This is a genomic window from Frigoribacterium sp. VKM Ac-2836, assembly GCF_013248995.1.
GTDB lineage: Bacteria > Actinomycetota > Actinomycetes > Actinomycetales > Microbacteriaceae > Frigoribacterium.
Genome location: NZ_JABRPK010000004.1, coordinates 31,963 through 45,647, shown reverse-complemented (window position 1 = coordinate 45,647; position 13,685 = coordinate 31,963). Strand labels below are relative to the sequence as shown.

The following is a 13,685-nucleotide window of genomic DNA, read 5'->3' as shown; positions in this document are numbered from 1 at the left end:
CCCGGTCAGACGCGGGCGAGCACCTCGCCGTGCGGCATGATCAGCCATCCGTCCGGGGCGTCGCGCCATCTGCGCCAGGCATCGGCGATCGCGTGCAGCTCGTCCGGGGTCGCGGCGCCCTTCTCGACGGCGTCGGCGTAGAAGGCGGACTCGGTCGCCCGGGCCGCCCAGCTGTCGCCCCACCAGGTGCGGTCCTCGTCGGACGCGAAGCACCACACGGAGGCGCTGCTCGCCACGTCGACGAAACCCGCCTCGAGCGCCCATCCCTTCAGGCGCCTCCCCGCGTCGGGTTCACCGCCGTTGCCACGGTGCACGACCTGGTAGACGTCCATCCACCGGTCGAGTCCGGGGTTCTCGGGAGCCCAGACGCAGCCGTGGTAGTCGACGTCGCGGACGGCCACGACTCCCCCGGGGCGGGTCACGCGCCGCATCTCGCGGAGGGCCGCCACCGGATCACCGACGTGCTGCAGCACCTGGTGAGCGTGCACGACGTCGAACGCGTCGTCGGCGAACGGCAGGGCGAACAGGTCGGCCGTCTCGAAGTGGACGTTGTGCAGCCCGGCCTCGACCGCGAGCGACGTCGCCTGCTCGACGACACCGGTGGCGGCGTCGATGCCGATCACCCGACCCGGGGCGACCCGTCCGGCGATGTCGACGGTGATGGTCCCCGGCCCCGACCCGACGTCGAGGACGCTGACCCCGGGCACGAGGTGCGGCTCGAGGTACGCGGCCGAGTTCTCGACCGTCCGCCACGAGTGGCTGCGCAGCACGCTCTCGTGATGACCATGGGTGTACCGGGCGGGCGTCTCGGGGCGTTCGCTCATGCGGCGACCCTAGCGCGCCTCCTAGTGTGGGCTGATGACGAACCCGTTCTTCTCCCCCAGCACGCTGCCGTACTCGCTGCCGCCCTTCGCGAGCATCGGGGACGACGACTACGGCCCAGCCTTCACCGCCGGGTTCGCCGAGCAGCTGGCCGAGGTGGAGGCCGTCGCGACCGACCCGGCCGAGCCGACCTTCGAGAACACGGTGGCCGCTCTCGAGCGCAGCGGTGCGCTGCTCACCCGCGTCGAGCACGTCTTCTTCAACAAGACCTCCTCGGACTCGACGGAGGCCACCGACGCCCTCGAGCTCGAGCTCGCCCCGCGGCTCGCGGCCCATGCCGACGCCATCAGGCTCGATCCGCGCCTGTTCTCCCGCCTGCGGCACGTATACGAGCGTCGGGACGCCCTCGATCTGTCAGCCGAGCAGCGGCACCTCGTCGAGCGCCTCGTCGACGAGGCGACCCGGTCGGGTGCTGCGCTCGGTGACGATGACAAGGTCCGCCTGCGCCACCTCAACGGCAGGCTGTCGACCCTGACCACGCGATTCGAGAAGAACCTGCTGGCCGACACGAACGACCTGGCCGTCGTGGTCGACGACCCGACCGAGCTCGACGGTCTCGACGCCGGCGCGATCGCCGCCGCGGCCGAGGCCGCCCGAGACCGCGGACTCGACGGCCGATACGTCGTCACGCTCGTGCTGTTCAGCGGTCACCCCTACCTGGCGAGCCTGACGAACGAGGCGCTGCGCGAGCGGATCATGCAGGCGTCGCTCACCCGTGGGCGTCGTGGGGGCGACCACGACAACCGCGAGCTCGTCCTCGAGATCGTCCGCCTGCGGGCCGAACGGGCCGAGCTGCTCGGGTTCGCGTCGCACGCGGCCTCCGTCACGGCGGGTGAGACCGCGGGCACTCCCGAGGCGGTGAGCGATCTGCTCGGGCGACTCGCGCCTCCTGCCGCCCGCAACGCCCGCGCCGAACAGGCCGAGCTCGAGCGTGTCGCCGGCCGGCCGATCCGGGCCTCGGACTGGGCCTTCTACGCCGAGCTCGTCCGCACCGAGAAGCACGACGTCGACACGGCGGCGATGCGGCCGTACTTCGAGGCCGAGCGTGTGCTGCACGACGGCGTCTTCTTCGCTGCGGGGTCGCTCTACGGGCTGCAGTTCACCGAGCGCCCCGACCTGGTCGCGTACCACCCCGAGGCGCGGGTCTTCGAGGTCACGGACGCCGCCGGCGGCGAGGTCGGGCTCTACGTGCTCGACCTGTACACGCGCGACAGCAAACGCGGAGGCGCCTGGATGAACCCGCTGGTCTCGCAATCGGCGCTCACCGGCCTGCCCAGCGTCGTCGTCAACAACCTCAACGTGCCGAAACCGCCGGCCGGCCGGCCGACCCTGCTGACCCTCGACGAGGTGACGACGCTCTTCCACGAGTTCGGGCACGCCCTGCACGGGCTCGTCGCCCGGGTGACCTACCCCACCTTCTCGGGCACGAACGTCTTCCGCGACTTCGTCGAGTTCCCCAGCCAGGTGAACGAGATGTGGATGCTCTGGCCCGAGGTGCTCGCGAACTACGCCGTCCATCACGAAACCGGCGAGGGGTTGCCCCAGCGACTGGTCGACGCCCTGATCGCGTCGCAGGGCTTCGGCCAGGGCTTCGAGACGAGCGAGTACCTCGCGGCGGCTCTGCTCGACCAGGCCTGGCACGCCCTCTCGTCCGCCGAGGCGGCGGCCGTCACCGACGTCGAGGCCTTCGAACAGGAGGCGCTGGCCGCGGTCGGCCTCGACCTCGCGGCGGTCCCCACCCGTTATTCGAGCACGTATTTCGCGCACACCTTCGCCGGGGGTTACGACGCCGGGTACTACTCGTACATCTGGAGCGAGGTCCTCGACGCCGACACCGTCCAGTGGTTCGAGGAGAACGGCGGGCCCACACGCGAGAACGGCGACCGCTTCCGATCGCGACTGCTCGGGGTCGGCGGGTCGAAGGACCCCCTCGAGGCCTACCGCGACTTCCGCGGTCGCGACGCTCGGGTGGAGCCCCTCCTCGCCCGCCGCGGCCTGGCCTGACAAGAGAGCGCCCCGGCCGAACCGGCCGGGGCGCTCTGTCGCCGCTGCTAGGCGGACTTCTCGGTGCGCTGTTCGACGACGCGCGGAACGATGGTCGGCGCCGCGTTCTCGAGCACGGAGGCGCGGGTGACGACCACTCGCCCGACCGTGTCGTCAGAGGGCACGTCGAACATGATCGGTCCGAGCACTTCTTCGAGGATGGCGCGGAGCCCGCGGGCGCCGGTCTGACGCAGGACGGCCAGGTCGGCGATCGCTTCGAGGGCCCCCCGGTCGAACTCGAGCTCGACCCCGTCGATCTCGAACATGCGCTGATACTGGCGCACGAGGGCGTTCTTCGGCTCGGTGAGGATCTGCATCAGGGCGGGCTGATCGAGTTGCGTGACCGTGGTGACCACGGGCAGGCGACCGATGAACTCGGGGATGAGGCCGAACTTGTGGAGGTCTTCGGGCAGGACCTCGCTGAAGAGCGCCGCCTCGTCTTCTTTGCTGTGCAACGGGGCACCGAATCCGATGCCGCGCTTGCCCGCGCGGTTCGAGATGATGTCTTCGAGACCAGCGAAGGCGCCTGCCACGATGAACAGGACGTTGGTCGTGTCGACCTGGATGAACTCTTGGTGCGGGTGCTTACGACCGCCCTGCGGGGGCACCGAGGCGACCGTGCCCTCGAGGATCTTGAGCAGGGCCTGCTGCACGCCCTCACCCGAGACGTCGCGGGTGATGGACGGGTTCTCGGCCTTGCGGGCGATCTTGTCGATCTCGTCGATGTAGATGATGCCGGTCTCGGCCCGCTTGACGTCGTAGTCGGCCGCCTGGATCAATTTGAGCAGGATGTTCTCGACGTCTTCACCGACGTAGCCCGCCTCGGTGAGGGCCGTCGCATCGGCGACGGCGAACGGAACGTTGAGCCGCTTGGCGAGGGTCTGGGCCAGGTACGTCTTGCCGCAGCCGGTGGGGCCGATCAGCAGGATGTTGGACTTCGAGATCTCGACCTCGTCGGCGAGCGACTCGGCGGCCGTGAGCGTCGAGGCGGCCCGGATGCGCTTGTAGTGGTTGTAGACGGCCACCGACAGGGCACGCTTGGCTGCGTCCTGGCCGATGACGTACTCCTCGAGGAAGGAGTAGATCTCGCGCGGCTTGGGCAGGTCGAACTCGCTCGTCGGCTCGTCACCGGCCTCGGCGAGACGCTCTTCGATGATCTCGTTGCAGAGCTCGACGCATTCGTCGCAGATGTAGACACCGGGACCGGCGATCAACTGCTGGACCTGCTTCTGGCTCTTGCCGCAGAACGAGCATTTGAGCAGATCGGCACTCTCACCTATGCGTGCCATGCTCGGCCTCCCTGATTGGCTGAGGTCATCGACCGGGACCGGTCGTCGTGTGAACCGAGCCTAACCCGATCCACCGACACTCACGGACCGACCCGGGCAGCGCGGGCACATCCGTCGACGACACGGTCGGGTCGACCGACCGGTCGCCGTACCATCGGCACGACGAAGGCCCCGGGCGAGTGCCCGGGGCCTTCGTCGTCATCGCGTGGTCAGCGGGTGAGCGCAGCCGGCTGGTTCTTGCGCGAACCGAGTACCTGGTCGACCAGACCGTACTCGAGAGCCTCTTGGGCACCCAGGATGTTGTCGCGCTCGATGTCGCGGTTGACCTGCTCGGGCGTCTTGTTCGAGTGCTTCGACAGCGTCTCTTCGAGCCAGGTGCGCATGCGCAGGACTTCGGCCGCCTGGATCTCGATGTCGGAAGCCTGGCCCCCGCTGCTCCCACCGGTCGCGGGCTGGTGGATCAGCACACGGGCGTTGGGGAGGGCCAGTCGCTTGCCCGGCTGACCCGCGGCGAGGAGGACGGCCGCGGCCGAGGCCGCCTGACCGAGGCAGACCGTCTGGATCTCGGGACGGATGTACTGCATCGTGTCGTAGATGGCCGTCATGGCCGTGAACGAACCACCGGGCGAGTTGATGTACAGGGTGATGTCGCGGTCGGGGTCCATGCTCTCGAGCACGAGCAACTGAGCCATGATGTCGTCCGCCGAGGCGTCGTCGACCTGGACGCCGAGGAAGACGATGCGGTCTTCGAACAGCTTGGCGTACGGGTCCTGGCGCTTGTAGCCGTAGGCCGTGCGCTCTTCGAAGCTGGGCAGGATGTACCGGGAGCTGGGGGTCTGCACTCGACCCGCGCCACCCATCATCGGGAGTTCCATGAGTTCTTCTCTTTCTCGTTCTGACGAAGGGGCGAAGGGCCTAGGCCTGGTCGGTGCCGGCGCCGCCGACGACGTCGGTGGCCGAGCCGCGGATGTGGTCGACGAAGCCGTACTCGAGGGCCTCTTCAGCGGTGAACCAGCGGTCGCGGTCGCCGTCTTCGTTGATCTGCTCGACGGTCTTGCCCGTCTGTGCCGCCGTGATCTCGGCAAGACGACGCTTCATCGAGAGGATGAGCTGCGCCTGCGTCTGGATGTCCGACGAGGTGCCACCGAACCCGCCGTGCGGCTGGTGCAGCAGGACGCGCGCGTTCGGCGTGATGTAGCGCTTGCCCTTGGTGCCGGCGGTCAGCAGCAGCTGCCCCATCGACGCGGCCATGCCGATGCCGACGGTGACGATGTCGTTCGGCACGAACTCCATGGCGTCGTAGATCGCCATGCCCGCCGTGATCGACCCGCCGGGCGAGTTGATGTAGAGGTAGATGTCCTTCTCGCTGTCTTCCGCAGCGAGCAGCAGCAGTTTCGCGGCGATCTCGTTGGCGTTCTCGTCGCGGACCTCAGAGCCGAGCCAGATGATCCGGTCTTTGAGCAGTCGGTCAAAAACACTGTTGGGCAGTGTCACGTCGGCCATGGTGGAGCTCCCATTCGTTGTCGCTTGTCGTCGAATCTATCGGAGCCAACGCACGGGTTCCGGGCTGTTCGCCCACGGCAGATACCGCGCCTTCCCGGCCCCGTGGGCGCACCCGAGAGCCCGGGAGGTGCGGCGCCGGGAACGACGGAGGGCCGGGTGCGCACTCGCACCCGGCCCTCTCGACGTGACGGGTCAGCTGACCCGACCCTGCCGCCTACGCGTGGTCGTGACCGGCGTGGTCGTCGTCGTCTCCGCCGACCCCCGCGGTCGCGGTGAAGGCGGACAGGTCGACCGAGTCACCCTTGCCGTCGACGACCTTCGCCTTGCTGAGCACGACCGCGAGGGCCTTGCTGCGGGCGACCTCGCCGACCATGGCCGGGATCTGACCGTTCTGGTCGAGGACCTTGATGAACTCGCCGGGCTCCATGCCGTACTGGGCCGCACCCTGGATGAGGTACTGGGTCAACTCGTCCTGCTCGACCTTCACGGCCTCTTTCTCGGCGATGGCGTCGAGGAGGATCTGGTTGCGGAAGGCCTTCTCGCTGCTCTCCTTGACCTCGGCACGGTGCTCCTCGTCCTCGAGGCGGTTCTCCTGCTCGAGGTGACGGTGCACCTCGTCCTCGACGAGCTTCTCGGGGACGGGGATCTCGACGGCCTCGAGCAGCTTCTCGACGACCTGGTCGCGTGCCTGAGCACCCTGACCGAAGGTCTTCGACTTCGCGAGCTGCTCTTTCAAGTCACCCTTGAGCTCGTCGATGGTGTCGAACTGGCTGGCGATCTGGGCGAAGTCGTCGTCGGCCTCGGGGAGCTCGCGCTCTTTGACGGCAGTCACGTCGACGGCGATGAGGGCGGTCTCGCCCTCACGGTCGCCGCCGAGCAGCTTCGACTCGAACGTGGTGCTCTCGCCGGCGGTGAGCGACTCGAGGGCCTCGTCGATGCCCTCGATCAGCTCGCCCGAGCCGAGCTCGTACGAGATGCCCTTGGCGGTGTCGACGACGTCGTCGCCGATCGTCGCGGTCAGGTCGATCTGGGCGAAGTCACCCGTGGTGGCAGGGCGGTCGACGGTGACCAGCGTGCCGAAACGGGTACGCAGGTTGGTGAGTTCTTCGGCGATCTCGTCGTCGGTGATGTCGACCGTGTCGACCGTCAACTCGAGGCCGTCGTACTCGGGCAGGTCGAAGTCGGGGCGCACGTCGACCTCGACGGCGATCTTCAGGTCGCCCGAGAAGTCCTTGACGTTCGGCCACTCGACCACGTCGGCCTCGGGACGACCGAGGACGCGGATCTCGGTCTCGGTCACGGCCTCGCGGTAGAACTTGTCGAGGCTCTCGCTGACGGCGTGGTTCAGCACCTCTTCACGACCGACGCGCTGGTCGATGATGGGCGGCGGCACCTTGCCCTTGCGGAAACCGGGGATGTTGACCGACTCGGCGATGTGACCGTAGGCGTGCGTGACGCTGGGCTTGAGCTCGTCGGGGGTCACGACGATGTTGAGCTTGACGCGCGTGGGGCTGAGCTTCTCAACCGTGGTCTGGACCAATGTGGGGCTTCTCCTGTGTTGGTGGTGCTGAACTCACATCCGAGACAGCAGGTAGACGATCGTCGGGGCGACAGGACTCGAACCTGCGATCTTCCGCCCCCAAAACGGACGCGCTAGCCACTACGCTACGCCCCGTGTATCAGCCTGGAACCGGCCGGCACGCGTGAGTCCCGTTGAGGTCGGGTACGTGAAGGCCGCGTCGAGTCTAGCCGACAGCGAGGCCCCGTGACTCAGCGACGCCTACGGATGCCTTATGCTGGTCTCACCGTGCGGCTCGGCCGCTCACGGGGATGTAGCTCAATGGTAGAGCCTCAGTCTTCCAAACTGATCACGCGGGTTCGATTCCCGTCATCCCCTCTCTGTTCGTTCGACGCCTCCGGCGTCGGCGCCGGTCGGCGCCTTGAATGAAATCTTCTCCGCGCGCGCCACTCCGGCGCCGGCGGGAGTTCTTTCAGGGACTTCCGAGCCGGCCGGGCCAGAAGTCGTGCTGGCGGATGATTCTTCCTGGCGCGGCGTGACCCAAGATGGCCACATGGATCGTGCGACGTTCGCCCGGGTCGCGCTGGTCGGTGCGGTCGTGGCCACCCTCGCGGCCGGGTGTGCCGCTCCCCCGGTCCACTCGACGAGCGCCTCCGGGTCCGGGTCCGGCACGATCGCGCAGGCTGCCCCCGCGCCCGGCGTGGCCACGGCCCCGAACTCGGGCGGCGTGCGGGTCGCCATCGTCGGCGACTCGCTGACCGCAGGGGGCGGTCGCCTGCTGAGCGACGGCCTCACCGCCGACACGTGGATGACCTACGCCCAGGGTGACGGCGTCGACTACGTGGGCGGTTACGCCAAGGGCGGATCCACCGTGCAAGAGCAGGCCGCGGCGGTGCGGCCCGTCGGCGACGTCGACGTCCTCGTGCTCATGTCGGGCACCAACGACGTACGGCTCGGGTTGAGCTTCGGCGACTCCGCTGCCTCGTACGACGCCATCGTCGACACGATCCACGCGAAACACGTCGTGGTGGCCGCGATCCCGCCCTACGACCGTGCGCCCCGTGCAGCGGCCGACTACGAGGCTCGACTCGAGCGCTTCGTCGCCGACCGGGGGTGGACCTTCACCGACCCCTGGGGATTCGCGCGTGCGGGCGACGTCTTCGCCGCCGGTACGACCGTCGACGGCATCCACCCCACGACGGCCGGCTACGAGGCACTCGGCCACGCACTCCGCGACACCGTCCTCGACGTGGCCGGCACGCGGGTCAGCGCCCCGCAGGCAGGTTCACCGGTGGACACGGCCACCGACGGCGCCCAGGCCACGAGCTGACGGCCCGCACGTCGAGACCCGACGCGGCCTCACCACGACCGGGTCTCAGCGCTGCAGGAACGCGAGCACGGCCAGCACCCGGCGATGGTCGGTACCGCTGTCTTCCAGCAAGAGCTTCTGGAAGATCGAGGTGACGTTCTTCTCGACGGCGCCCGTCCCGATGACCAGTTCTGCCGCGATGGCGGCGTTCGTGCGCCCCTCGGCCATGAGAGTCAGCACCTCTCGCTCGCGGGGTGTCAGGGCGGCGAGCGGATCGCTCCGACGCCCCAACAACTGCGACACCACTTGCGGGTCGAGGACCGTCCCACCGTCCGACACCCGGCCGAGCGCGTCTCCGAACTCGTCGAACGAGGCGATGCGGTCCTTCAGGAGGTAACCGACCCCGCCCGAGCCGGCCTCGAGCAGATCCCGCGCGTAGGCCACCTCGACGTACTGCGACAACAGCAGGATGCCGAGATCGGGCCGACGACGCCGAGCTTCGATCGCGGCCCGGACGCCCTCGTCGGTGTGCGTCGGCGGCATGCGCACGTCGAGGACGGCGATGTCGGGGCGGACCTCGTCGAGGTCGGCCAGCAGCGAGTCGGCGTCGCCGTAGGCACCGACGACCTCGACCCCGATCTCGTCGAGCAGACGGACGAGCCCCTCCCGCAGCAGCACCGAGTCGTCGGCGACGACGACACGGAGGGGCTGACGGGAAGGGCTCTCGAGACTCACCCGTCCAGACTACGGGCGCGACCCACCGGCTACGGTCGCCTCGGCGGTCCGGCCGGCGGATCGAGCGGCCCGTCGGGCAGTGCCGTGCCGGTCAGCGGCTCGGTCACGGCGGTCGACGAGAACGGCGGCAGCGGCTCGGTCGGCAGGGGAAGCGTCACACTGCTCGGTACGTCGATCGTCATCGGGATGCTCACCGTGACGATGGTCGGCCCGCCCTGCGGGCTGCTGATGTCGAGGAAGCCACCGAGACCCACCAGACGTTCTTGCACGCCGGCGAGACCGTGACCGTCCCGCAGACCCGCGCCGCCGTGTCCGTCGTCGGTCACGACGAGTTCGAGCAGGGTGCCGATGCCGTCGGGAGCCTGACGTGTGCGCAGCACGAGGTCCGCACTGGCCGCCTGGGCGTGCTTGCCCGTGTTCGTCACGAGCTCGGACGCGATGAAGTACGCGTTGCGCTCGATGTCGGTCGGGATGACGACGTGTCCGGGTACCCGGTTCAGCATCGTGGTGGGCACGACCGAGCGGTCGACGAGCGACTCGAGAGCGGCGACCAGACCGCGATCCAACAGCAACGGAGGCGCGAAGCCACGTGACAGGGCGCGCAGCTCCTCGAGGGCCTCGCGGGACTGCACCCGCGCCTCCTCGATGAGGGTCTTGCTCTTCGCGGGATCGGTGTCGACGGCGCGGGACGCCGCCGCGAGGTCCATCTGCAGGCGCACCAGGCGCTGCTGCGGACCGTCGTGGATGTCCCGCTCGAGGCGTCGGAGGGCCGTGCCCTCGGCGGACAAAGCGGCCGTCCGCGAGATCTCGCGGTCGGCGAGCTCGACCTCGAGCTGGTCGCTGCGGAAGCCGCCGAGCATCGCGGCGGCGATCGCCTGGTGCATCACCACGAAGCCGTGCACGACGTACGGATAGACCAGCACGACCGCGGCGAAGAGGGCGAGAGCCAGAATGACGAGCACCGCGCCGCCACCGGCACCGATCACCGAGGCCCAGTGGGAGGTGTCGAACTGGGGCAGGGCGCCGAACATGACCACGACCCCCAGGATCGCCAGGACCGGGCCGGCCAGCAGGCCCACCAGGACGAAGGTCGTGAAACCCGCCACGATCGGGAAGACCACGACGCCGTAGAGCAGGTAGAGCCAGTAATGCGGGTTGGCGAAGACCGACACCGCCCGGACGAAGCGGTTGGTCGACCGGCCCCACGCGGTGTTCGGCGTCCAGTCGACCGGACGGATCGGACGATCGCTGGCCCACCGGAGGCGCAGCACCTCGAAGGTGCCGAACCAGCGGGCGATCCAGAGACCCGCGAAGACGACGACCGCGAGGAACACCAGCGTGAAGAGCGAGTCGCTCGACCCGCTGACCGTGTGCAGGAAGAGCGAGGCCGCCGCCGAGACGATGACGACGAGGACGGCCGAGAGGGCGACGTAGCCGAGCTCGCGAGGTAGCTCGCGCCACCGACGTCGGTAGCCGCCCGGGCGGGCCGGTGGGGAGAGGTAGGGGTTCGCGGCGGTGATGGTGGCCTCCTGGATCATGCCTTCGAGCCTGGTCTGCGCGAGGTGTCCACCCCATGGTGCCAGCGCCCGGAACGCCGGTGGGGTTATCCCCCGTGACGACCCGCATGAGGTGAGGCTGACCTAGGTGAGCGCAGCCTCAGCTTGCTTGCGGAATCCTCCCAGACGTCTAGCGTTGCCTCCATCGTCTAGGAAAGGACCACGTCATGACCGACATCACCCGCACCGTCCCCCAAGGTTCCGTCGATCCCGACGTCGCCGCCGGCGTCGCCCAGTTCCTCAGCCAGATCGTCACCGACATGACGGCCCTGTCGGTCAACGGCAAGCAGGCACACTGGCACGTGCGCGGAATCGCGTTCGTCGCCGTCCACGAGCTCATCGACGTGGTGGTCGACCACGCCCGCGAATGGGCCGACCTCGCCGCGGAGCGCGTCGTCGCCCTCGGACTGCCGGTCGACGGTCGCATCGAGACCGTCGCGGCCAAGACGGTCATCCCCCCGACCTCCCCCGGCTTCAACCAGATCGACGTCACCATCGCCGAGCTGGTCGCCCAGATCGACGCCTCGCTGGTCGCCGTCCGAGAGGCCATCGACGAGCTCGGTGAACTCGACGCCTCGAGCCAGGACGTCGCCATCGAGATCTCGCGCGGCTTGGAGAAGGACCGCTGGTTCCTCGCGGCCCACGTCGCGGGCTGACGCACCACACCAGACGGCGAAGGCCGCCGCCCCTCAGGGGGTGGCGGCCTTCGCCGTGCGGGTCACAGGTCGCGGTGCGTCCAGCGTCCGCCGAGCAGCGTTCCGGTGACCGGCATGGCCCGCAGCTGGTCGTCGGACGCGACGAGCGGGTCGAGATCGGTGACCACGAGGTCGGCCTCCGACCCGACCTCGACGCTCGCGCGACCTCCCGTCGACGCCGCGAGCGCCGCGGAGGCGACGAGGCGTTGCTCGGGGTGCCAGGGCTCGCGTCCGTCCCGCGACCGCGAGATCGCCGCCGCGATGGCCACCCAGGGGTCGAGTGGAGCCACGGGTGCGTCCGAACCCAGCTGCAGCCGGACACCGGCCGCAGCCAGGCTCTCGAAGACGTAGGCACGCTCGGACCGTCCCGACCAGAGCCGGTCGACGACGTCGCGGTCGTCCATGGCGTGCTCGGGCTGGACGCTGGCCACGATGCCGAGCCGGGCGAACCGGGCGACGTCGGCGGCGTCGAGCAGCTGGGCGTGCTCGATGCTGCCAGGGCAACCGACCTGCTCGAAGGCGTCGAGCGCCTGGGCGTTCGCGGCGTCCCCGATCGCGTGCACGGCCGGCACCAGCCCTGCCGAGGAGGCGCGGCGCAGCCACTCGACGAGCTCGTCGGTCTCGTAGATGCACAGACCCCGTGCCGCGGGGTCGCTCTCGAGCCCGGGGTACGGGTCGTGGCAGAACGCCGTGCGGGTGCCGAGCGACCCGTCGGTGATGATCTTGAACGGCCCCATGGTGACGAGACCGTCGGTACCGGGCACGACGTCACCCGTGCGCAGGCCTCGCGCGATGACGGTCTGCAGGTCGCGCGGGTAGACCCCGGCGCGGATGCGCAGTCCCCGTGTGCCCCCGGTAACGCGGCGCGTCCAGCAGTCGAGCGACAAGGTCATCTCGAGGTCCACGATGCCGACGACGCCGCGAGCGGCGGCCGCCTCGACGGCTTCGCCCACCCAGGAGTCGAGCTGCTCGTCCGGGACGACGCTCACGGCGGCACTCACGTCGAAGGCGTCCTGCTCGCGCAGCAGTCCGGTCGGATGGTCGGAGCGACCGTGCAGGGCGAGGGCGGCCGAATCGAGCCAGACCGAGTGCAGATCGTTGCTGACCAGGACGACCGGCACGTCGCCGGCCACCGAGTCGAGCAGGGCCCTGGTCGGGGCGTCCGTCCACAAGGCGTCCTGGAAGCCGTAGCCGACGAGGGTGCCGCCCGCGCCGACCGGCTCGGAGAGCAACCTCTCCCCCACGATCGAGGCCGCCTGAGTTGCCGACCGTGCCTGCGACAGGTCGAGCCGTCTGCGCACGAGGGCCCACTGGTCCATGTGGACGTGGGAGTCCCAGAGGCCCGGAGCGAGCCAGCGGCCGCCGAGGTCGAGCACCTCGGCGTCCTCGGAGGGGAGGCCGGACGCGAGCGCGACGACGCGGCCACCGTCGAGCAGGGCGTCCACGGGGGCGGGCCCCGCACCGACCAGGCGGACGTTCCTCAGGAGCGTGCGCCGCGCCTCCTCGGCTCGGGTGCCGGCGACGACCGTCATCGGTCGCGCACCCGTCGCATCTCGGCGGCGAGCGCCGGCTGCGCGTAGTGCTCGCCGTGCTCGAGCTCGTCGACGATGCCGTCGACGACCTCGGGTGCCTTGTTCTGGCTCAGCTTGGCGCGGGCGTCGAACCTTGTGACCCGGAGACGGATGCCCACGGTGCCCTTCGCGACCCGTCTCGAGCCCTGCTCGTCGAGGGTCAGGGTCGACGGGTTGGGCATGACTCGCTCGAAATGGTCGACCAGCTCGCCCAGCACGCGGAAGTTCTCGTCGTCCGTGAGGATCTCGGGAGTGCCCCAGAGGTGTGCCGTGACGTGGTTCCAGGTGGGGATGATCTGCTCGGACGGGTACCAGCCGGGAGAGACGTAGCCGTGCGGGCCCTGGACGACCACCAGGACCTCGTGCCGGCCCAGCTCGTGCGAGCGCTCGTCCGGGCGCCCGACGTGGCTGACCAGCACGATGGCCTCGGGGTCGATCTCGTCCGGCTCGAGCACGACGGGGTAGTGCGACGCCACGAGCCCGTCGGACGTGTGCGAGACGATCGTGGCCCACGGGTTCTCGCGGATCAGCCGCTTGACCTCGTCGACGTCGGACAGGACGAACGTGGGGGTGTGCCGCATGC

General features: G+C 69.5%; 12 protein-coding genes and 2 tRNA genes. 4 read left to right on the top strand and 10 right to left on the bottom strand.

Features of this window, described 5'->3' with window-relative positions; genetic code table 11:
- Positions 1-5: 5 nt before the first annotated feature.
- Positions 6-824 (bottom strand): methyltransferase domain-containing protein, encoded by an 819-nt coding sequence (locus HRF36_RS12835; RefSeq protein ID WP_173210506.1) that lies wholly within the window; start codon positions 822-824, stop codon positions 6-8.
- Between the two features lie 34 nt (positions 825-858).
- On the opposite strand from HRF36_RS12835, the gene HRF36_RS12830 reads away from it, so the two are divergent.
- Entirely contained in the window at positions 859-2,886 is a 2,028-nt protein-coding gene (locus HRF36_RS12830) for a M3 family metallopeptidase (RefSeq protein WP_173210504.1), read from the top strand.
- Between the two features lie 47 nt (positions 2,887-2,933).
- Here HRF36_RS12830 and clpX read toward each other — a convergent pair whose 3' ends face one another.
- The 5 genes from clpX to HRF36_RS12805 form a co-directional block, all read right to left on the bottom strand.
- The gene (gene clpX, locus HRF36_RS12825) at positions 2,934-4,214 is read right to left on the bottom strand and encodes an ATP-dependent Clp protease ATP-binding subunit ClpX (protein ID WP_173210502.1); all 1,281 of its coding nucleotides are present in this window, start codon (positions 4,212-4,214) and stop codon (positions 2,934-2,936) included.
- 209 nt (positions 4,215-4,423) lie between these two features.
- On the bottom strand, positions 4,424-5,089 hold the full coding sequence (locus HRF36_RS12820; protein ID WP_043597037.1) for an ATP-dependent Clp protease proteolytic subunit: 666 nt from the start codon (positions 5,087-5,089) through the stop codon (positions 4,424-4,426).
- 40 nt (positions 5,090-5,129) lie between these two features.
- Positions 5,130-5,717, bottom strand: a complete 588-nt coding sequence (locus HRF36_RS12815) for an ATP-dependent Clp protease proteolytic subunit (RefSeq protein WP_043597035.1) — start codon at positions 5,715-5,717, stop codon at positions 5,130-5,132.
- Between the two features lie 214 nt (positions 5,718-5,931).
- Positions 5,932-7,257, bottom strand: coding sequence for a trigger factor (tig, locus tag HRF36_RS12810; RefSeq protein WP_173210500.1), 1,326 nt, complete (start codon positions 7,255-7,257; stop codon positions 5,932-5,934).
- A 62-nt stretch (positions 7,258-7,319) separates the two neighbouring features.
- Positions 7,320-7,392: transfer RNA gene (locus tag HRF36_RS12805), tRNA-Pro, on the bottom strand.
- Between the two features lie 151 nt (positions 7,393-7,543).
- Here HRF36_RS12805 and HRF36_RS12800 point away from each other — a divergent pair.
- Together HRF36_RS12800 and HRF36_RS12795 are read left to right on the top strand one after the other, a co-directional pair.
- Positions 7,544-7,614 (top strand) — tRNA-Gly (locus HRF36_RS12800).
- A 175-nt stretch (positions 7,615-7,789) separates the two neighbouring features.
- Positions 7,790-8,566, top strand: coding sequence for an SGNH/GDSL hydrolase family protein (locus tag HRF36_RS12795; RefSeq protein ID WP_173210498.1), 777 nt, complete (start codon positions 7,790-7,792; stop codon positions 8,564-8,566).
- Between the two features lie 45 nt (positions 8,567-8,611).
- Here HRF36_RS12795 and HRF36_RS12790 read toward each other — a convergent pair whose 3' ends face one another.
- Together HRF36_RS12790 and HRF36_RS12785 are read right to left on the bottom strand one after the other, a co-directional pair.
- A complete protein-coding gene (locus HRF36_RS12790; protein WP_173210496.1) occupies positions 8,612-9,280 on the bottom strand; it encodes a response regulator transcription factor in 669 nt (222 codons plus the stop codon).
- 29 nt (positions 9,281-9,309) lie between these two features.
- Positions 9,310-10,818: a histidine kinase gene (locus HRF36_RS12785; RefSeq protein ID WP_173210494.1), complete on the bottom strand. Its 1,509-nt coding sequence runs from the start codon at positions 10,816-10,818 to the stop codon at positions 9,310-9,312.
- A gap of 185 nt (positions 10,819-11,003) precedes the next feature.
- Between HRF36_RS12785 and HRF36_RS12780 the strand changes: the two genes are divergently transcribed.
- Positions 11,004-11,492 (top strand): Dps family protein, encoded by a 489-nt coding sequence (locus HRF36_RS12780; protein WP_043597026.1) that lies wholly within the window; start codon positions 11,004-11,006, stop codon positions 11,490-11,492.
- Between the two features lie 62 nt (positions 11,493-11,554).
- Here the strand turns inward: HRF36_RS12780 and HRF36_RS12775 are convergent, their stop codons facing one another.
- A complete protein-coding gene (locus tag HRF36_RS12775; protein ID WP_173210492.1) occupies positions 11,555-13,063 on the bottom strand; it encodes an amidohydrolase in 1,509 nt (502 codons plus the stop codon).
- Entirely contained in the window at positions 13,060-13,683 is a 624-nt protein-coding gene (locus tag HRF36_RS12770; RefSeq protein WP_173210490.1) for an FMN-binding negative transcriptional regulator, read from the bottom strand. Before HRF36_RS12770 ends, HRF36_RS12775 begins: the two co-directional genes overlap by 4 nt.
- Positions 13,684-13,685 lie beyond the last annotated feature (2 nt).

Excerpts from the sequence above, each read along its gene's own strand:
- HRF36_RS12835 (WP_173210506.1), bottom strand. The coding sequence starts at position 824 with ATGAGCGAACGCCCCGAGACGCCCGCCCGGTACACCCATGGTCATCAC.
- HRF36_RS12830 (WP_173210504.1), top strand. The coding sequence starts at position 859 with ATGACGAACCCGTTCTTCTCCCCCAGCACGCTGCCGTACTCGCTGCCG.
- clpX (WP_173210502.1), bottom strand. The coding sequence starts at position 4,214 with ATGGCACGCATAGGTGAGAGTGCCGATCTGCTCAAATGCTCGTTCTGC.
- HRF36_RS12820 (WP_043597037.1), bottom strand. The coding sequence starts at position 5,089 with ATGGAACTCCCGATGATGGGTGGCGCGGGTCGAGTGCAGACCCCCAGC.
- HRF36_RS12815 (WP_043597035.1), bottom strand. The coding sequence starts at position 5,717 with ATGGCCGACGTGACACTGCCCAACAGTGTTTTTGACCGACTGCTCAAA.
- HRF36_RS12795 (WP_173210498.1), top strand. The coding sequence starts at position 7,790 with ATGGATCGTGCGACGTTCGCCCGGGTCGCGCTGGTCGGTGCGGTCGTG.
- HRF36_RS12785 (WP_173210494.1), bottom strand. The coding sequence starts at position 10,818 with ATGATCCAGGAGGCCACCATCACCGCCGCGAACCCCTACCTCTCCCCA.
- HRF36_RS12780 (WP_043597026.1), top strand. The coding sequence starts at position 11,004 with ATGACCGACATCACCCGCACCGTCCCCCAAGGTTCCGTCGATCCCGAC.
- HRF36_RS12775 (WP_173210492.1), bottom strand. The coding sequence starts at position 13,063 with ATGACGGTCGTCGCCGGCACCCGAGCCGAGGAGGCGCGGCGCACGCTC.
- HRF36_RS12770 (WP_173210490.1), bottom strand. The coding sequence starts at position 13,683 with ATGCGGCACACCCCCACGTTCGTCCTGTCCGACGTCGACGAGGTCAAG.